At 71.1% G+C, this 18,511-nt stretch carries 14 protein-coding genes; 12 read left to right on the forward strand and 2 right to left on the reverse strand.

Features of this window, described 5'->3' with window-relative positions; genetic code table 11:
• The first annotated feature begins 25 nt into the window (after window positions 1–25).
• The 3 genes from ACFU97_RS02055 to ACFU97_RS02065 all read left to right on the forward strand — a co-directional run bounded on the left by ACFU97_RS02055 (window position 26) and on the right by ACFU97_RS02065 (window position 3,348).
• A complete protein-coding gene (locus tag ACFU97_RS02055) occupies window positions 26–703 on the forward strand; it encodes a TetR/AcrR family transcriptional regulator (protein ID WP_384249615.1) in 678 nt (225 codons plus the stop codon).
• Window positions 704–829: 126 nt separating this feature from the next.
• The gene (locus tag ACFU97_RS02060; RefSeq protein WP_384249617.1) at window positions 830–1,069 is read left to right on the forward strand and encodes a heavy-metal-associated domain-containing protein; all 240 of its coding nucleotides are present in this window, start codon (window positions 830–832) and stop codon (window positions 1,067–1,069) included.
• A gap of 20 nt (window positions 1,070–1,089) precedes the next feature.
• Window positions 1,090–3,348, forward strand: a complete 2,259-nt coding sequence (locus ACFU97_RS02065; protein WP_384249620.1) for a heavy metal translocating P-type ATPase — start codon at window positions 1,090–1,092, stop codon at window positions 3,346–3,348.
• 583 nt (window positions 3,349–3,931) lie between these two features.
• On the opposite strand, the gene ACFU97_RS02070 is transcribed toward ACFU97_RS02065, so the two are convergent.
• Window positions 3,932–5,221: a citrate synthase gene (locus ACFU97_RS02070; protein ID WP_384249622.1), complete on the reverse strand. Its 1,290-nt coding sequence runs from the start codon at window positions 5,219–5,221 to the stop codon at window positions 3,932–3,934.
• A 251-nt stretch (window positions 5,222–5,472) separates the two neighbouring features.
• The gene (locus ACFU97_RS02075) at window positions 5,473–7,731 is read right to left on the reverse strand and encodes an ATP-dependent RecD-like DNA helicase (RefSeq protein ID WP_384249625.1); all 2,259 of its coding nucleotides are present in this window, start codon (window positions 7,729–7,731) and stop codon (window positions 5,473–5,475) included.
• Window positions 7,732–7,827: 96 nt separating this feature from the next.
• Between ACFU97_RS02075 and ACFU97_RS02080 the strand changes: the two genes are divergently transcribed.
• The 9 genes from ACFU97_RS02080 (at window position 7,828) to ACFU97_RS02120 (ending at window position 18,509) form a co-directional block, all read left to right on the forward strand.
• The gene (locus tag ACFU97_RS02080; RefSeq protein ID WP_384249627.1) at window positions 7,828–8,466 is read left to right on the forward strand and encodes a hypothetical protein; all 639 of its coding nucleotides are present in this window, start codon (window positions 7,828–7,830) and stop codon (window positions 8,464–8,466) included.
• Window positions 8,467–8,817: 351 nt separating this feature from the next.
• A complete protein-coding gene (locus ACFU97_RS02085; RefSeq protein WP_384249630.1) occupies window positions 8,818–9,846 on the forward strand; it encodes a LacI family DNA-binding transcriptional regulator in 1,029 nt (342 codons plus the stop codon).
• The gene (locus ACFU97_RS02090) at window positions 9,843–11,363 is read left to right on the forward strand and encodes a sugar ABC transporter ATP-binding protein (protein ID WP_384249632.1); all 1,521 of its coding nucleotides are present in this window, start codon (window positions 9,843–9,845) and stop codon (window positions 11,361–11,363) included. Before ACFU97_RS02085 ends, ACFU97_RS02090 begins: the two co-directional genes overlap by 4 nt.
• Entirely contained in the window at window positions 11,353–13,299 is a 1,947-nt protein-coding gene (locus tag ACFU97_RS02095; protein ID WP_384249634.1) for a substrate-binding domain-containing protein, read from the forward strand. Before ACFU97_RS02090 ends, ACFU97_RS02095 begins: the two co-directional genes overlap by 11 nt.
• Before the next feature lie 87 nt (window positions 13,300–13,386).
• Entirely contained in the window at window positions 13,387–14,289 is a 903-nt protein-coding gene (locus ACFU97_RS02100) for a ribokinase (RefSeq protein WP_384249636.1), read from the forward strand.
• On the forward strand, window positions 14,286–14,675 hold the full coding sequence (rbsD, locus tag ACFU97_RS02105; protein WP_384249638.1) for a D-ribose pyranase: 390 nt from the start codon (window positions 14,286–14,288) through the stop codon (window positions 14,673–14,675). Before ACFU97_RS02100 ends, rbsD begins: the two co-directional genes overlap by 4 nt.
• 284 nt (window positions 14,676–14,959) lie before the next feature.
• Window positions 14,960–15,340, forward strand: a complete 381-nt coding sequence (locus tag ACFU97_RS02110; RefSeq protein WP_384249640.1) for a CU044_2847 family protein — start codon at window positions 14,960–14,962, stop codon at window positions 15,338–15,340.
• Between the two features lie 3 nt (window positions 15,341–15,343).
• Window positions 15,344–17,515, forward strand: a complete 2,172-nt coding sequence (locus tag ACFU97_RS02115; protein WP_384249643.1) for a trypsin-like peptidase domain-containing protein — start codon at window positions 15,344–15,346, stop codon at window positions 17,513–17,515.
• A gap of 43 nt (window positions 17,516–17,558) precedes the next feature.
• Window positions 17,559–18,509, forward strand: coding sequence for an AAA family ATPase (locus ACFU97_RS02120; protein ID WP_384249645.1), 951 nt, complete (start codon window positions 17,559–17,561; stop codon window positions 18,507–18,509).
• The last annotated feature ends 2 nt before the right edge of the window (window positions 18,510–18,511 follow it).

Here is an 18,511-nt window from a genome sequence, read left to right on the forward strand (position 1 = left end):
GCGTACGGAGATCTGGGGATAACGCGTGCCCGACAACTCGCAGAAGGACAGTCCACAGAAGGAACAGCCGCGCCGCCGCCAGGCCCGGGGTGAGCGCCGTATCGCCCAGCTGCTCGAGGCCGCGGCCTCGGTCTTCTGCACCACGGGCTACATGGCCGCCAGCACGAACGCGATCGCCCGCGAGGCCGGCGTCTCACCCGGCACGCTGTACCAGTTCTTCCCGAACAAGGAAGCGATCGCGATCGAGCTGGGCGACCGGCTGATGCACGAGATGCGGGAGGCGTACGGCGAGGCGCTCGCCCCGGTCGACCCGGCGACCCCGCTGGAGCAGGCGGTCGGCGCCGCCGTCGACCGGTTCATCGCCTTCAACTGCGACCACCCGGTGTTCTTCGCGCTGATGCACGGCCCCGACATCCCGGGCCGGATCGCCGAGGAGCACGACGCCCTGCACGCGACGCTCATCTCCCGGGTCGAGGACCTGCTCCTCTCCCTGCTGCCGGACGCCCGGCCGGCCGACGTCACGCGGACCGCGCACGTCTGCCTCGGGATGTACAAGGCGGGCCTGGAGCTGGTCCTCGCCCACGAGGGCGCCGAGCGCGACGCGTACATCGAGGAGATCAAGAAGGTCCTGATCGGCTACCTCGGCCCGCTGGTCGGCGACCGGCTCGGCACCCCGGGGACGACGACGGCCCGGACCGCCTGACGGTCGCCCCGGCGCACGGGCGCGGCGATGGAAAAGTACCCCCTAGGGGTATAGTCTTGGAGTGGCGGGCCCCCCGCGGGCCCCGTACGTTCCGCACGCCGCACACGCCTCGACGAGGAGAACGACATGACCGCCCAGACCGACACCCCGGGGACCGTCACCGCCGTCTACAAGGTGAGCGGGATGAGCTGCGGCCACTGCGAGGGCGCCGTCTCCGGCGAGATCTCCGAACTCCCCGGTGTCACCTCCGTGACGGCCGTCGCCTCCTCCGGCGAGGTCACCGTCGTCTCCGCCGCCCCGCTCGACGAAGCCGCCGTCCGCGCCGCGGTCGACGAGGCCGGCTTCGAGCTCGTCGGCCAGGTCTGACCACCGGCCGGGTACCCAGGATGACCAGCACCACGGCACGGACTCCGGCACCGATACGCACGGCCGCGGACGCCTCCGAGGTCGAGCTGCTCATCGGCGGGATGACCTGCGCCTCCTGCGCCGCCCGCGTCGAGAAGAAGCTCAACCGCATGGACGGCGTCACCGCCACGGTGAACTACGCCACGGAGAAGGCGAAGATCACCTACGCAGCGGGCACCCAGGTCGCCGATCTGATCGCCACGGTGGTGAAGACGGGGTACACGGCCGAGGAGCCGCCCCCGCCGCAGCCGGAGCCCGCCGCGCAGGAGTCCCGGGAGGACCCGGAACTGGCCTCCTGGCGCAGGCGGTTCACGGTCTCCGCCGTGCTTGCGCTGCCCGTGGTGCTGCTGTCGATGGTCCCCGCCTTCCAGTTCGACGACTGGCAGTGGCCGGCGCTCACGCTCGCCGCGCCGGTCGTCGTCTGGGGCGGGCTGCCCTTCCACCGCGCGGCCTGGACGAACGCCCGGCACGGCGCGGCCACCATGGACACGCTGGTCTCCGTCGGCACACTGGCGGCGTTCGGCTGGTCCTTGTGGGCGCTGTTCCTCGGCGACGCGGGCATACCGGGCATGCGCGACGGGTTCAGCTTCACCGTCTCCCGTACGGACGGGGCCTCCACGATCTACCTCGAGGTCGCCGCCGGCGTCGTCGCCTTCATCCTGCTCGGCCGCTATCTGGAGGCCCGCTCCAAGCGGCGGGCCGGGGCGGCGCTGCGGGCGTTGATGGAGCTCGGCGCCAAGGACGTGGCGGTGCTGCGCGACGGCCGCGAGACGCGCGTCCCGGTGTCCCGGCTGGCGGTCGGGGACCGCTTCGTCGTACGGCCCGGGGAGAAGATCGCGACCGACGGCGTCGTCGTCGAGGGCGCGTCCGCCGTGGACGCCTCGATGCTGACCGGCGAGTCGGTGCCGGTGGACGTGGTCACGGGCGACGCCGTCACCGGGGCCACCGTGAACGCCGGGGGCCGGCTCGTGGTCGAGGCCACGCGCGTGGGTGCCGGCACGCAGCTCGCGCGGATGGCGAAGCTGGTGGAGGACGCGCAGAGCGGCAAGGCCGAGGTGCAGCGCCTCGCCGACCGGATCTCGGCAGTCTTCGTCCCGGTCGTCATGCTCGTCGCCGTCGCGACGTTCGGCGGCTGGCTCGGCGCCACCGGCGACCCGGTCGCCGCGTTCACCGCCGCCGTCGCGGTCCTGATCATCGCCTGCCCGTGCGCACTGGGCCTGGCCACGCCCACCGCGCTGATGGTGGGCACGGGGCGCGGCGCCCAGCTCGGCATCCTGATCAAGGGTCCCGAGGTCCTGGAGTCCACGCGCCGCGTCGACACCGTCGTACTCGACAAGACCGGCACGGTCACCACCGGCCGGATGACCCTCCACGAGGTGTACGCCGCCGACGGCACCGACGAGAAGGAGGTGCTGCGGCTGGCGGGCGCCGTCGAGCACGCCTCGGAGCACCCCGTCGCGCGGGCGATCGCCGTGGGCGCCGCCGAGCGGGCCGGACGACTCCCGGAGGTCGCGGAGTTCGAGAACGTGCCCGGTCGGGGCGTACGCGGCCGCGTGGAGGGCCGCGAGGTGTCCGTGGGACGGCTCGCCGAGTACGCCGCGGAGCTGCCACCCGAACTGGCCCGCGCGAAGGCCGAGGCCGAGCGCGGCGGGCGGACGGCCGTGGTGGTCGGCTGGGACGGCGTGGCACGCGGTGTCGTCGCCGTCGCCGACGCGGTCAAGCAGACCAGCGCCGAGGCGGTGCGCGAGCTGCGCGCGCTGGGGCTCACGCCGGTGCTGCTGACCGGGGACAACCGGGCGGTGGCCGAGGCGGTGGCGCACGCGGTCGGCATCGAGCAGGTGATCGCGGAGGTCCTGCCCGAGGAGAAGGTCGAGGCCGTACGGCGGCTGCAGGCCGAGGGCCGGTGCGTCGCGATGGTCGGCGACGGCGTCAACGACGCGGCCGCGCTGGCCACCGCCGACCTGGGGCTGGCGATGGGCACCGGCACGGACGCGGCGATCGAGGCCGGTGATCTGACGTTGGTGCGCGGCGATCTGCGGGTGGCCGCGGACGCGATCCGGCTCTCCCGCAGGACGCTGTCCACGATCCGGGGCAACCTCGTGTGGGCCTTCGGCTACAACGTGGCGGCGCTGCCGCTGGCCGCCGCCGGGCTGCTCAACCCGATGATCGCGGGGGTCGCCATGGCCTTCTCGTCGGTGTTCGTGGTGACGAACAGCCTGCGACTGCGGACGTTCTACTGAACTGCGGCAAAGTTACCGGCGGTTAGGCCAACTCGGGGTAAGAGCACCTCTAGAGTCCGGAGCCAGGCTCACATAAGCTCTTCACAAGGCTCGCGCATCATCCTTACGCTTGGGTCCCGGTCGGCGATCGGGGCTCTTGCGCATCTAACGGACATATGCAAGAGACGCAGATCACAGTGATGTGAACGTAACCATTGAAGGGGTACGAAGGTCTAAGTTGACGATGTCAGGCAGCGTCTTGGGGGGCGTTTCCTGGCATCTGGGGATGTCTTGGGGGACTTCCTCAGAGGTGCGTTGCCGGGGCACGTACACCGGGGAGCTTTGAGCGGCCCTCCCGAGCGTGCGTTGTCCCGGCAGACCGCACGAACAGCGATTCAGGCGCTGTGCTCTCAGACGCCCGGCCGGATCCCGTGGGGGGAATCCGCACCGGGACATGGGAAGGCGCCCTGGACGTCGGCCCGTGGGGGGACCGGCGCCAGGGCGCCTTCTGTTTTGCCTGTTCGCCGCCACCGGGCGGCACTACGGAGGGATCACCCCGGCGGCGACGGGGCACCGGCGGACCGGCGCCCCACGACGGTGGGTGTCAGCGCTCCTCGACCGGGACGAAGTCGCGCTCGACGACGCCGGTGTAGATCTGGCGCGGGCGGCCGATACGGGAGCCCGGCTCCTTGATCATCTCGTGCCACTGGGCGATCCAGCCGGGCAGCCGGCCGAGGGCGAACAGGACCGTGAACATCTCGGTCGGGAAGCCCATGGCGCGGTAGATCAGGCCGGTGTAGAAGTCGACGTTCGGGTAGAGGCTGCGCGAGACGAAGTAGTCGTCGGAGAGCGCGTGCTCCTCCAGCTTCAGCGCGATGTCCAGCAGCTCGTCGGACTTGCCGAGCGCGGACAGGACGTCGTGCGCCGCCGCCTTGATGATCTTCGCGCGCGGGTCGAAGTTCTTGTAGACCCGGTGGCCGAAGCCCATCAGCCGGACGCCGTCCTCCTTGTTCTTCACCTTGCGGATGAAGGAGTCGACGTCGCCGCCGCTGTTCTGGATGCCCTCGAGCATCTCCAGCACGGACTGGTTGGCGCCGCCGTGCAGCGGGCCCCACAGGGCGTTGATGCCGGCGGAGATCGAGGCGAACATGTTGGCCTGCGACGAGCCCACCAGGCGCACCGTCGACGTCGAGCAGTTCTGCTCGTGGTCGGCGTGCAGGATGAGCAGCTTGTCGAGGGCGGAGACCACGACCGGGTCCAGGTCGTACTCCTGGGCCGGGACCGAGAAGGTCATGCGCAGGAAGTTCTCGACGTAGCCGAGGTCGTTGCGCGGGTAGACGAACGGGTGGCCGATCGACTTCTTGTAGGCGTACGCCGCGATCGTCGGGAGCTTGGCGAGCAGGCGGATCGTGGAGAGGTTGCGCTGCCGCTCGTCGAAGGGGTTGTGGCTGTCCTGGTAGAACGTGGACAGCGCCGAGACCACCGAGGACAGCATGGCCATCGGGTGGGCGTCGCGCGGGAAGCCCTTGTAGAAGTTCTTGACGTCCTCGTGCAGCAGGGTGTGCTGCGTGATCTCGTTCTGGAACGAGGTGAGCTCGTCCACGGTCGGAAGCTCACCGTTGATCAGCAGGTAGGCGACCTCCAGGAAGGTGGAGCGCTCCGCCAGCTGCTCGATCGGGTAGCCGCGGTACCGGAGAATGCCCGCCTCGCCGTCGAGGTAGGTGATCGCGGATTTATAGGCAGCGGTGTTGCCGTAACCGCTGTCCAGCGTCACCAGACCGGTCTGGGCGCGGAGCTTCCCGATGTCGAAGCCCATGTCGCCGACGGTGCTGTCGATCACCGGGTAGGTGTACTCGCCGTCGCCGTACCGCAGTACTACAGAGTTGTCGCTCACGTCTTCCCTCACCGACGTAGTGCCTCATCTTCGAGGTTGCCCTGACTGTCTCTACCATCCCCCAATTGGCTCAGGAGAGTGCACTCGGGGTCGACCATCGGGCCTATCGGCGGCACTGAGTGCCGCCAACTTGCACATCCTGCCCCCTTGTTTCCCCATCCGGAAGTGCTCTGTGACCTTCGCGACTCATTTGATCGATCATTTTTTGTGATGCCTGCCTCGCGGAGGCGTCACCGAGGCCGCAAGCGCCCTCACAGGGGTCGGGGAGAAAGCCGGAAGTCGAGCGCCGTACAGCGCCGTCCCGCGGACACCGTACGCACCGCCTGACCGATCGCCTTGCGTGAACCGACGAGGACGACCAGCTTCTTGGCCCGCGTGACCGCCGTGTAGAGCAGGTTGCGCTGAAGCATCATCCAGGCGCCCGTGGTGACCGGGATCACCACCGCCGGATATTCACTCCCCTGCGAGCGGTGAATGGTCACCGCGTAGGCGTGGGCCAGTTCGTCCAGTTCGTCGAATTCGTACGGAACCTCCTCGTCCTCGTCGGTCAGCACCGTCAGGCGCTGGTCGACCGGATCGAGCGAAGTGACAACGCCGACGGTGCCGTTGAAGACACCGTTCTTGCCCTTCTCGTAATTGTTGCGAATCTGGGTGACCTTGTCGCCGACGCGGAAGACCCGGCCGCCGAACCGCTTCTCCGGAAGGTCGGGCCGGCCCGGGGTGATCGCCTGCTGGAGCAGGCCGTTGAGGGTGCCGGCGCCGGCGGGGCCCCGGTGCATGGGCGCCAGCACCTGGACGTCCCGGCGCGGGTCGAGGCCGAACCGCGCCGGGATGCGGCGGGCGGCCACGTCCACGGTGAGCCGCCCGGCCTCCTCGGTGTCGTCCTCGACGAAGAGGAAGAAGTCCTTCATGCCGTCGGTGACCGGGTGGTGGCCGGAGTTGATCCGGTGCGCGTTCGTCACCACGCCGGACTGCTGGGCCTGGCGGAACACGCGCGTGAGGCGCACGGCGGGGATCGGCCCGCCGTCGGCGAGCAGGTCGCGCAGGACCTCGCCGGCGCCCACGCTGGGCAGCTGGTCGACGTCCCCGACGAAGAGCAGGTGGGCGCCCGGTGGGACCGCCTTGACCAGCTTGTTCGCCAGCAGCAGGTCCAGCATGGAGGCCTCGTCGACGACCACCAGGTCGGCCTGGAGCGGGCGGTCCCTGTCGTAGGCCGCGTCGCCGCCGGGCTTGAGCTCCAGCAGGCGGTGGACGGTGGAGGCCTCGGCGCCGGTGAGCTCGGACAGGCGCTTGGCGGCGCGGCCGGTGGGGGCCGCGAGGACGACCCTCGCCTTCTTGGCGCGGGCCAGCTCCACCACCGAGCGGACGGTGAAGGACTTGCCGCAGCCGGGGCCGCCGGTCAGCACGGCGACCTTCTTGGTCAGCGCGAGCTTGACGGCGGCCTCCTGCTCCGGGGCGAGGTCCGCGCCCGTGCGCTCCTTCAGCCAGCCCAGCGCCTTGTCCCAGGCCACGTCATGGAAGCCGGGCATCCGGTCCTCGTCCGCGCGCAGGAGGCGCAACAGCTGGGCGGAGAGGGAGAGTTCGGCGCGGTGGAAGGGCACGAGGTAGACCGCCGTCACCGGGTCGCCGCCGTCCGGGCCCGGCACCTTCTCCCGCACCACTCCCGGGTCCTCGCCCTCCTCCGGTTCCCGGGCGAGCTCGGCGAGGCACTCGATGACCAGGCCGGTGTCGACCTGGAGCAGCTTCACCGCGTCGGCGATCAACTGCTCCTCGGGGAGGTAGCAGTTGCCCTGGTCGGTGGCCTGCGACAGGGCGTACTGCAGGCCAGCCTTCACGCGCTCCGGGCTGTCGTGCGGGATGCCGACGGACTGGGCGATCTTGTCCGCGGTCAGGAAGCCGATGCCCCAGACGTCGGCCGCGAGGCGGTAGGGCTGGTTCTTCACCACGGAGATCGAGGCGTCGCCGTACTTCTTGTAGATGCGCACGGCGATGGAGGTGGACACCTCGACGGTCTGCAGGAAGAGCATGACCTCCTTGATCGCCTTCTGCTCCTCCCAGGCGTCGGCGATCTTCTTGGTGCGCTTGGGGCCGAGCCCGGGCACCTCGATCAGGCGCTTGGGCTCCTCCTCGATGATCTGCAGGGTGTCCAGGCCGAAGTGCTGGGTGATGCGGTCGGCGAAGACCGGGCCGATGCCCTTGACCAGGCCGGAGCCGAGATAGCGGCGGATGCCCTGGACGGTGGCCGGGAGCAGTGTCGTGTAGTTCTCGACGGTGAACTGCTTGCCGTACTGCGGGTGGGAGCCCCAGCGGCCTTCCATCCGCAGGGACTCGCCGACCTGCGCGCCGAGCAGTGCGCCGACGACCGTGAGGAGGTCTCCGGCGCCGCGGCCGGTGTCGACGCGGGCGACCGTGTAGCCGTTCTCCTCGTTGGCGTAGGTGATGCGCTCCAGCACTCCTTCGAGCACGGCGAGCCGCCGTTCGCCCGTGGGATTCCCCGCCTGTTGAGCCATGATCCGACGGTACCGGGCGGGACTGACAGGGCGAACCTGACTGTCCGACCCGCCCGCTAGCGTGGGCGGCCACCGTACTCAAGGGGGGCCTGCGTCATGACCGTTCATCCCGGCGTGGAGGCGTTGCTGCGGATCGTTCCCGACACGCACCGGGGCGAGGAGCGCGTCGACTGGGCTGCGGCGGAGGCCGCGTTGGGGACGAGGCTGCCGAGCGACTACGTCTCGCTGCTGGACACGTACGGCGTGGGCGACATCGACGACCTGATCGTCCTTCCGCCGCTGTCCGTCGACGTCCGCGACCTGCAGAGCTGCCACATCGGGGCCTACGCGCCGGGCTTCCGCGCGCTGTGGGAGGAGGGCGGTGGCGTGCCGGGGGTCACCGCGGACGCGCGGGACGTCCTGCCCTGGGGCACCGGGTGCAACGCCAACGAGATGGGGTGGCTCACGACCGACCCGGACCCGGACGCGTGGCCGGTCGTGGTCTGGCGCCGGCACGGCGGTGGTCCCGCGAACCCGCACCACTGGGCGGTCTTCGAGTGCGGAATGGTGGAGTTCCTCGGCCGCATGATGCGGGCGGAGTTCGACGAGTGCCCGCTGAGCGACGCGTCGCTGTGGGGCAGCCCGGGCACCTTCGTGAGCTGGCGCGAGCAGCGCCGCCGGCTCGTGGCCGGCCTCGATCCCCTGACCGGTGAGCCGGACCCGTACGCCGACATGTACCCGATCACCGACACCTGAGATCCCGCCCACCGCGACTCGCCTCTCGACCACCGCGACCCGCCCCGACCGCTCCGGCCACCCCGGACGCCCCGGACGCCCGACCATCAGCGTCCGCCCGACCACCGCGCCCCGCCCCCGACCACCGCGTCGCACCCCGGCCACCCGGCCTCCGGACAGCCCGGACACTCCAGACACCCCGGATGCCCCGAACGGCCCCAGGCCTCCCCCTCCACCCCACCCCGCCTTCCCACCCCCTTCATCACGATCGGGTCTCAGGCGCGGCCGGGGTCTTGATTCTCGGGAATGTAATCGATTCCAATCGCCGTTACGCAGTCGATGTAATCGATTCCACGAGGAGGTGGAACGGCGATGGCGAGCATCAAGGACGTCGCCGCCGCGGCGGGTGTCTCCGTCGCGACGGTCTCGCGTGTCCTGAACGACCACCCGTCCGTCAGCGCCGACGCACGCACGCGCGTGCTGGCCGCCGTCGAGGCGCTGGGCTACCGCCCGAACGCCGTCGCCCGTTCGCTGCGCACGGACCAGACCCACACCCTGGGCCTGGTCATCAGCGACGTGCTGAACCCCTACTTCACCGAGCTGGCCCGCTCCGTCGAGGAGGAGGCCCGCGCACTCGGCTACAGCGTCATCATCGGCAACGCCGACGAGCGCCCCGACCTGCAGGACCACCACGTACGGAACCTGCTGGACCGCCGTATAGACGGCCTGCTCGTCTCCCCCACCGACGGCGGATCGCCGCTGATGCTGGACGCCGCGCGCGCGGGTACGCCGATGGTCTTCGTCGACCGGTGGATCCCGGGTGTCGACGTGCCGGTGGTGCGCTCCGACGGACGGGCCGCCGTACGGGACCTCGTCGCGCATCTGCACGGGCTCGGGCACCGGCGGCTCGCGATCATCGCGGGCCCGGCCGCCACCACGACCGGCCGGGAGCGGGTGGACGCCTTCCGCGAGGCGCTCGGCGCGTACGGCCTCGAACTGCCCGACGCCTACATCGGGCAGGGCGACTTCCAGGCCGAGAGCGGGCGGCGGGTCACCGAGGGCTTCCTCGACCTGCCCGAGCCGCCCGAAGTCGTCTTCGCCGCCGACAACCTGATGGCGCTCGGCGCGCTGGACGCGATCCGCGCGCGCGGGCTGCGGGTGCCGGACGACATGGCGCTGGCCGCCTTCGACGACATCCGCTGGTTCGTGCACACCGATCCGCCGATCACCGCGGTCGCCCAGCCCACGGGCGAACTGGGCCGGGCCGCCGTACAGGCGCTGGTCGACCGCATCGAGGGACGGACCCCGCAGTCCGTCACCCTCCCCGCCCGTCTCGTCGTACGCCGCTCCTGCGGCGAGGACCGAGCCGAGAACCCCGCAAGGAACAGGAGCCAGTCGTGAGCAACGCGGACGAGTTGCTGCGCATCGAGGGCATACGGAAGAGCTTCCCCGGAGTGGTCGCGCTCGACGGCGTCGACTTCGACCTGCGCCGGGGCGAGGTGCATGTGCTCCTCGGCGAGAACGGCGCCGGAAAGAGCACGCTCATCAAGATGCTCTCGGGTGCGTACACACCCGACGCCGGGCGGATCCTCGTCGGCGGCGAGGAGGTGCGCATCCACGGTGCGCAGGACTCCGAGCGCCTCGGGATCGCCACCATCTACCAGGAGTTCAACCTCGTACCGGATCTCACGGTCGCCGAGAACATCTTCCTCGGGCGCCAGCCGCGCCGCTTCGGGATGATCGACCGCAGGACGATGGAGGCGGACGCCGAGGTCCTGCTGAAGCGGGTCGGCGTCAACGTCTCGCCCCGCGCGCGGGTGCGCGAACTCGGCATCGCGCGCCTGCAGATGGTCGAGATCGCGAAGGCGCTCAGCCTGGACGCGCGCGTGCTCATCATGGACGAGCCGACCGCCGTCCTCACCTCCGAGGAGGTCGAGAAGCTCTTCGCGATCGTGCGCACGCTGCGCGAGGACGGCGTCGGCGTCGTCTTCATCACCCACCACCTGGACGAGATCGCCCTGCTCGGCGACCGGGTCACGGTCATCCGGGACGGCAAGTCCGTCGGCCAGGTGCCCGCCGCCACCTCCGAGGACGAGCTCGTACGCCTCATGGTGGGCCGCTCGATCGAGCAGCAGTATCCGCGCGAAAAGCCCGAGAAGGGCGCCGCGTTGCTCACCGTCGAGGGCCTGACCCGTGACGGCGTCTTCCACGACGTCAGCTTCGAGGTGCACGCCGGCGAGGTCGTCGGCATCGCGGGGCTGGTCGGCGCGGGCCGTACCGAGGTCGTCCGGGCCGTGTTCGGCGCGGACCCCTACGACAAGGGGGCCGTGAAGGTCTCCGGGTCCGCGGTGCGGCGCGGGGACGTCAACGCCGCGATGGCCGCCGGCATCGGGCTCGTGCCCGAGGACCGCAAGGGCCAGGGCCTGGTGCTGGACGCCTCCGTGGAGGAGAACCTCGACCTGGTGACCATGCGGGCCGCCACGCACGCGGGGCTCGTCGACCGCAGGGCCCAGCACGGGGCGGCCGAACGGATCGCGAAGCAGCTGGGTGTGCGGATGGCCGGACTCGGCCAGCACGTACGGACGTTGTCCGGCGGCAACCAGCAGAAGGTCGTCATCGGCAAGTGGCTGCTCGCCGACACCAAGGTGCTGATCCTCGACGAGCCGACGCGCGGCATCGACGTCGGGGCCAAGGTCGAGATCTACCAGCTCGTCAACGAACTCACCGCGGCCGGCGCCGCCGTCCTCATGATCTCCAGCGATCTGCCCGAGGTGCTCGGCATGAGCGACCGGGTGCTGGTGATGGCGCAGGGCCGGATCGCCGGCGAACTCGCGGCCGACGAGGCCACGCAGGACGCCGTGATGGCCCTCGCCGTAAGCAACCCCCAGACCGGAACGGAGGCCAGCCGTGGCCACTGACACGCTCAAGAGGACAACGGGCGCCGGTGGCGCCACCGGCGGCCTGCGCCGCCTGCTGCTCGACAACGGCGCGCTGACCGCGCTGATCGTCCTGCTCATCGCCCTGTCGGCGCTGTCCGGGGACTTCCTGACGACGGACAACCTGCTCAACGTGGGCGTGCAGGCGGCCGTGACCGCCGTCCTCGCCTTCGGCGTCACCTTCGTGATCGTCTCGGCGGGCATCGACCTGTCGGTCGGCTCGGTGGCGGCCCTGTCGGCCACCGTCCTCGCCTGGAGCGCCACGTCGCACGGCGTACCGGTGGTCCTGGCCGTCGTACTGTCCGTCCTCACCGGCATCGCGGCCGGTCTCGTCAACGGCTTCCTGATCGCGTACGGGAAGCTGCCGCCGTTCATCGCGACGCTCGCCATGCTGTCGGTGGCCCGCGGTCTGTCGCTGGTGATCTCCGAAGGCTCCCCGATCCCCTTCCCGGACTCGGTCTCGCACCTCGGCGACACCCTGGGCGGCTGGCTGCCCGTGCCGGTGCTGGTCATGATCGTGATGGGGCTGATCGCGGCCTTCGTGCTCGGACGGACGTACATCGGCCGTTCCATGTACGCGATCGGCGGCAACGAGGAGGCCGCGCGCCTCTCCGGTCTGCGGGTGAAGAAGCAGAAGCTCGCCATCTACGCCCTCTCCGGCCTGTTCGCCGCGGTCGCGGGCATCGTGCTCGCCTCCCGTCTGTCCTCGGCGCAGCCGCAGGCCGCCGACGGCTACGAGCTGGACGCGATCGCCGCGGTCGTCATCGGCGGCGCCTCCCTCGCGGGCGGCACCGGCAAGGCGTCCGGCACCCTGATCGGCGCGCTGATCCTGGCGGTGCTGCGCAACGGCCTCAACCTGCTGAACGTCTCCGCGTTCTGGCAGCAGGTCGTCATCGGTGTCGTCATCGCGCTGGCGGTGCTCCTGGACACGCTGCGGCGCAAGGCCGGGGCGACCCCGGTCGCCGCGGGCGCGGGCAGCAACAAGGGCAAGCAGGCGGGGACGTACGCACTCGCGGCCGTCGTCACCGTGGCGCTGGTGGGCGCCACGTCCTTCCTGCACAACGGCTCGAGCTCCACCAACCCGAAGATGGGCCTGTCGCTGTCCACCCTCAACAACCCCTTCTTCGTGCAGATCCGCTCGGGCGCGCAGGCCGAGGCGAAGAAGCTGGGCGTGGACCTGACCGTCACCGATGCCCAGAACGACGCCTCGCAGCAGGCCAACCAGCTGCAGAATTTCACCAGTTCGGACCTCGGCGCGATCATCGTCAACCCGGTGGACTCGGACGCGGCGAGCAACTCCGTGAAGGCCGCCGACAAGGCGAAGATCCCGGTCATCGCGGTCGACCGCGGCGTCAACAAGGCGGCCGTGGACGCCCTCGTGGCCTCCGACAACGTCAAGGGCGGCGAGCTCGCGGCCAAGACGATCGGCGACAAGCTGGGCGGCAAGGGCAAGATCGTGATCCTGCAGGGCCAGGCGGGCACGTCCGCGGCCCGCGAACGCGCGGCGGGCTTCGCGGCCGGCCTCAAGGCCTTCCCGGGCCTGAAGGTCGTCGCCCAGCAGCCGGCCGACTTCGACCGCACCAAGGGCCTCGACGTGATGTCGAACCTGCTGCAGGCGCACCCGGACGTCCAGGGCGTCATCGCCGCCAACGACGAGATGGCCCTCGGCGCCATCAAGGCGCTCGGCTCCAAGGCCGGCAAGTCGGTCCAGGTCGTCGGGTTCGACGGCACCCCGGACGGGCTCAAGGCGGTCGAAGGGGGCACTCTGTACGCATCTGTGGCACAACAGCCCTCGCAGCTGGGCAGGATCGCCGTGGACAACGCGCTCAGGGCCCTGCAGGGCAAGAAGGTCGAGGAGACGGTGAAGGTGCCGGTGAAGGTGGTCACGGAGGCCAACGTGGCCGGCTTCAGCGGCTGACGACGGCGGACGGGCGGGCGGTCAGGGGGACCGCCCGCCCCAGGTGATCTCTCAGGGAGTCTTGTTGATGTACGGGGAGTCCTTCTGATGTACGACTACGACCTGCTGGTCGTGGGGTCGGCCAACGCCGACCTGGTGATCGGAGTCGAGCGCCGGCCGGGCGCCGGTGAGACCGTGCTCGGCTCCGACCTGGCCGTCCACCCGGGCGGCAAGGGTGCGAACCAGGCGGTCGCTGCCGCCCGGCTCGGCGCCCGTACGGGCCTGCTGGCCCGGGTCGGCGACGACGCGTACGGCAGGCTGCTGCTCGACTCGCAGCGCGAGGCCGGCGTCGACACGGTGGGCGTGCTGGTGGGCGGGGCGCCGACGGGCGTCGCGCTGATCACCGTCGACCCGTCGGGCGACAACAGCATCGTGGTGTCGCCGGGCGCCAACGGCAGGCTCACACCGGCGGACGTCCGGGCCGCCGCGTGCCTCTTCCAGGCCTCGCACGTGGTCTCGGCGCAGCTGGAGATCCCGCTGGAGACCGTCGTGGAGGTGGTCCGCGCCCTCTCGCCCGGCAGCCGCTTCGTCCTCAACCCGTCCCCGCCGCAGCCCCTGCCGCCGGAGGTGCTGGCGGCCTGCGACCCGCTGATCGTCAACGAGCACGAGGCGAAGGTGGTCCTGGGCGAGGCGTGCGTGTCGGACCGCCCGGAGGACTGGGCCCGGCTGCTGCTGGCCAAGGGCCCGCGCTCGGTCGTGGTCACCCTGGGCGCGGAGGGCGCGCTGGTGGCCTCCGCGGACGGTGTCGCGCGGGTGCCCTCGGTGAAGGTCGACGCGGTGGACACGACCGGTGCGGGCGACGCTTTCACGGCGGCGCTGGCGTACCGGCTCGGAGCGGGCGCGTCCCTCGCCGAGGCCGCGGCCTATGCGGCCCGGGTGGGCGCGGCCGCCGTCACCAAGGAGGGCGCGCAGGTGTCGTTCCCGACGGCCGAGGAGGTCGACGCGCTGTGAAGAGGGCGGGAATCCTGAACCGTCATCTCGCCGGCGCGCTGGCCGAGCTGGGCCACGGCGACGGCGTCCTGGTGTGCGACGCGGGCATGCCGATACCGAAGGGCCCGCGCGTGGTCGACCTGGCCTTCCGCGCCGGGGTGCCGTCCTTCGCGGAGGTCCTGGACGGCCTGCTGGCCGAATTGGTGGTGGAGGGCGCCACGGCGGCGACGGAGCTGCACGACGCCAACCCGCCGGCCGCGGCCCTGCTCGACGACCACTTCCCGGAGCTCGACCTGGTACCGCACGAGCGGCTCAAGGAACTGTCGGCCGGCGCCCACCTGATCGTCCGCACGGGCGAGGCCCGGCCGTACGCGAACGTGCTGCTGCGCTGCGGCGTCTTCTTCTGATTCCGGGGAGCCGATCCGATCCGGGCAGGCCGCACCGGCACATCCGGGCAAATTCGAGGGGGCCCGATCCGTCGACCGGGCCCCCTCGGCTTTTCCCCTCCAACATCAGAACCCCCCGCGATCCCCCCAGATCCCCCTCCGAGAAGTCCTGATGCCAAGTACGACCCGCAAGGTGGGGGAAGGGTTGCACGGCTTCTTCAGATTTTTTTCACGACGGTTCCCCGTCCCGTGACGATCTCGGCGAACCGGGCATGGATCCGATCGCCGATCGGCACAATGCAAGAGTGTCGGACTTCAATGAACTCCAGCTGACGGACGGGACGTTGATACGTTTCCAGCTCGATCCAGGAGGTGCCACAGCATCGCCGGCCGGGCCGGGCACGGACCTTCCGGACGGCATGGGGCCCACCGTTCCGGTGTCCCGCGGCGGCCAGGCCGCGGCCTCGTTCGCCGTGGACACGCTGCGCAGCGCGCTGCGCCCGCTCGGGCCCTTCCTCCAGGAGGTGCACGACTCGGTGGTGACCTCCGAGCGGCCTCCGCACCAGGTGAGCATCACTTTCGGTGTGCAGGTGGGACACGATCTCAAACTCGGCATCGTCGGCGGCAACGGCCAGGCGCATCTCACGGTGTCGGCCACCTGGCATCCCGCACCCGCCGCGGACTGATGCATGGGATGGTTCCTGAAGGCCGGACGGTCCGCCGCGGCCGACCCGCGGCACTGCGTGGTCTCCGTCCTCCACACCGCCGACGGCACGAGTGTGGGGGCAGGCGTGCTGCTGGCCCCGGACCAGCTGCTGACCTGCGCCCATGTGGTCAACGACGCGCTGGGCAGAGCGCCGTTCGATCCTCGGCCGCCGGTCGACCACACGGTGCGCATCGCCCTGCACGGCCCCGCCACCACCGCCCGGTACGACACCCGCGTCGCGCACTGGGTGGCGCCCCGCCGCCGTGACGGTACGGCCGACGTACAGGCCCGCGAGGACCACGAATGGCTGGGTGACCTGGCGGTGCTGCGCCTGGAGATCATGCCCGGCCGGGTCGTCCCGCCCCCGCGCTGGCTGCCGATGGAGCCCGGCCAGACCCTGCGCGCCTGGCACAGCACGGGCCTGAGCAGCTCCTTCGCCGACGTGCGGGTGAAGACCTGTGACGAGATGATCGGATACGTCGACGGCGACTCCACCGGCATGGCCATCGGCCCTTCCTACAGCGGCGGTCCGCTGTGGTCGGTCGACGACAACGCGGTGGTGGGCATCGTGGCCGCGGCCGTCATGCCACCCGCCGACCCGGTCACCGGACGCCCGCTGCCGCACCATGCCCAGCACGTGGCACGCCGCAGCTGGGGCATACCCTGGCAGCGCATCGAGGCCGAGCTGCGCGCGGTCGGCGCGGCCGAGCTGTTCGAGACGCCGCAGGCCGATCCGGACGACCCGGCACTTCCCCTCATCGTCGATCTGCTGGAGCGGGGCTTCCCCTCCCCCTCGTTGCTGGCAGACCAGGCACGTGCCGTCGCCGAACTGTGCGGATACGGACACCAGGGCGACGCGACCGCGCCCACCCCGGAGGAGTTCGCCGCCCTGCTGGTGACCGAACCGCGGGCATTGCCCGCCCTGATCGGAGTGCTGCGCCGACACGACCCGGCCGTCGTGCCGGACCTCCTCGCGGCCGGTCGGCTGTCCCGGGTGCCCAAGCTGCTGTCCCCGCGGGAACACCGCAGGCTGACGCGGATTCTGGACGCTCTGCCGGAAACGGTGCGGACCCGGTTGCCCGAGGTGGTGCGGGCCGCGCTGCCGCTGGCCGCGGCGTTTCCGGGCGGCGACACCGTGGCCGGTCTCCTCGACCATCTGGAGGGACTGCCCGGCGACAGCCGCACCGTCGCGGACGGGCTGCGGGTACCGGGACTGCTGCGTGTGGTGGAGTACCTCGCCGCGCTGTCTCCGCCCGGACCACAGGGCGAGCTACGGCTGTGGGCCAACAGCGTGGTGGACCGGCTGGGCATCCCCGCCACCTCGCTCGCCGAGCGCCGTACGGACGCGGAGGACTGGGCCCGCGCGCGGCGCGACCGGACCGCTCCGGCCCGGGTGCTGGCGCAGTTGGAACGGGTGGGCGCGGACCGCTACCGGCTACGTATGTGGTGCGACGAGGGCACGGGTCCGCGGCAGACGTCGGTGGACGGCGAGACCGTGCGCTCCGCCGAGCAGGCCGCGGGCGAACTGCTCGGGATCCTCCAGTCGCTGCAGTTGTCCGACCCCGACCGCGGGCGGCCGGTGCTGGAGGTGCACCTCGAGAGGGGCGAGCTGAATCTGCCCGTCGACGAATGGCTCGGATCCGCCGCCGGCGAGCAACCCGGTCCTGACGACCTGCCGGGCGTGCTGGGCGCCGAGTACCCGGTGGTCGTGACCAGTCCGGAACTCCTGCACCGGCACGAGCGTTTTCATCCGGACTGGCGCCACCGCTGGAGACTTCTCGACACGGACCTGTCCCTGACGTTCGACCACCCCGCCCAGGGCAGGAGCGAGGTCTACGGCGCCCTGCTCGGAGACAAGGACGCCGTCCGGGTCTCCGTGGACGTACCCCCGCGCTCGCGTGAAGTGATCGTGCAGACGTGTCTGATGATGGGGGTGCCGGTGGTGGTCTGGGACCGGGCGCATCAGGAGCGTTCCCCCGCCGTGCAGTGGATGTCCGCCGTGCCCGTGCGCGACCTGCCGGAGGGTGTACGGGCCTATCGCGCCAAGAGCATGGGCCGTCCCCGGGAGTACTCCGGGCATCCCGTCGTGGCCTGGTCGGACGCGGACCGCGCCGTTCCCAGGCTGCATCTGGCAGAACCGCAGGAGAGGGCGTGAGGGGTATGCGGATCAGGGCCGTGGGTACGTACGGGAGGTGCACATGACCACGTCGTCGAACGACGGCTGGCGCATATTCCGCGGGGACGGTGTGCCGCGCTCGGTGTCCATGCCGGCGGCGCCGCCCTGGCGCCGTTTCCGCGCACCGGGCATGCCGCCCCCGGCGTTGCCGTATCTGATCGCGCCCGAGCATGCCGACATCGTCAACGCCGCGCTGCACCTGCGCCGTCCCCTGCTCGTGACCGGCCCCGCGGGCACCGGCAAGTCGTCGCTCGCGCGGGCCGTCGCACACGAGCTCAGCCTCGGCGAGGTGCTGCGCTGGCCTGTCAACAGCCGCTCCAGCGTGCAGGAAGCGCTCTACCGCTACGACGCCATCGGCCGGCTCCGTGAGACCACGCTGAGCCGGGACCGCGGCGAGGCCGATCCCTCCATCGGCACGTTCGTCCGCCTCGGCCCGCTGGGCACGGCCCTCGCACCGCAGGACACCCCCCGTGCTCTGCTCGTCGACGAGATGGACAAGGGCGACGTCGACCTGCCCAACGACCTGCTGACGGTCTTCGAGGAGGGGGTCTTCGAGATCACCGAACTGGCCCGGCTGCCCGAGGAGATGGCGGACGTCGAGGTACTCACCGCGGATCACCGGGGCACGGTGACCGTGCACCGGGGTCAAGTGCAGTGCACGGAGTTCCCCGTCGTCGTCATCACCAGCAACGGCGAACGGGACTTCCCACCCGCCTTCCTGCGCCGCTGCATCCGCCTGGACCTCCCCATGCCCGACGAGGAGCGGCTGCGCGCCATCGTCGCGGCCCACCTCGGGCCGGAGATCCTGCAGGAGGTCGACGACCTCCTGCAGGCTTTCCTGCGCCGGCGGGCTCCCGGGGAACTGGCCACCGATCAGCTCCTCAACGCCGTCTTCCTGCGCTCCGGGGGCGTCGACCTCGACGCGGACGGCTTGCTGGACGCCGTGCTGCACCAGCTCACGGGCACGGTGTGAGG

Origin of the sequence: Streptomyces sp. NPDC057616 (assembly GCF_042800575.1) — a bacterium.
In the GTDB taxonomy this organism is placed as follows: domain Bacteria; phylum Actinomycetota; class Actinomycetes; order Streptomycetales; family Streptomycetaceae; genus Streptomyces.

Bases quoted from the DNA above. Each gene is read 5' to 3' on its own strand.
- ACFU97_RS02065 (WP_384249620.1), top strand. From the start codon at position 1,090: ATGACCAGCACCACGGCACGGACTCCGGCACCGATACGCACGGCCGCG.
- ACFU97_RS02085 (WP_384249630.1), top strand. From the start codon at position 8,818: ATGGCGAGCATCAAGGACGTCGCCGCCGCGGCGGGTGTCTCCGTCGCG.
- ACFU97_RS02075 (WP_384249625.1), bottom strand. From the start codon at position 7,731: ATGGCTCAACAGGCGGGGAATCCCACGGGCGAACGGCGGCTCGCCGTG.
- ACFU97_RS02060 (WP_384249617.1), top strand. From the start codon at position 830: ATGACCGCCCAGACCGACACCCCGGGGACCGTCACCGCCGTCTACAAG.
- ACFU97_RS02120 (WP_384249645.1), top strand. From the start codon at position 17,559: ATGACCACGTCGTCGAACGACGGCTGGCGCATATTCCGCGGGGACGGT.
- ACFU97_RS02080 (WP_384249627.1), top strand. From the start codon at position 7,828: ATGACCGTTCATCCCGGCGTGGAGGCGTTGCTGCGGATCGTTCCCGAC.
- ACFU97_RS02100 (WP_384249636.1), top strand. From the start codon at position 13,387: ATGTACGACTACGACCTGCTGGTCGTGGGGTCGGCCAACGCCGACCTG.
- ACFU97_RS02115 (WP_384249643.1), top strand. From the start codon at position 15,344: ATGGGATGGTTCCTGAAGGCCGGACGGTCCGCCGCGGCCGACCCGCGG.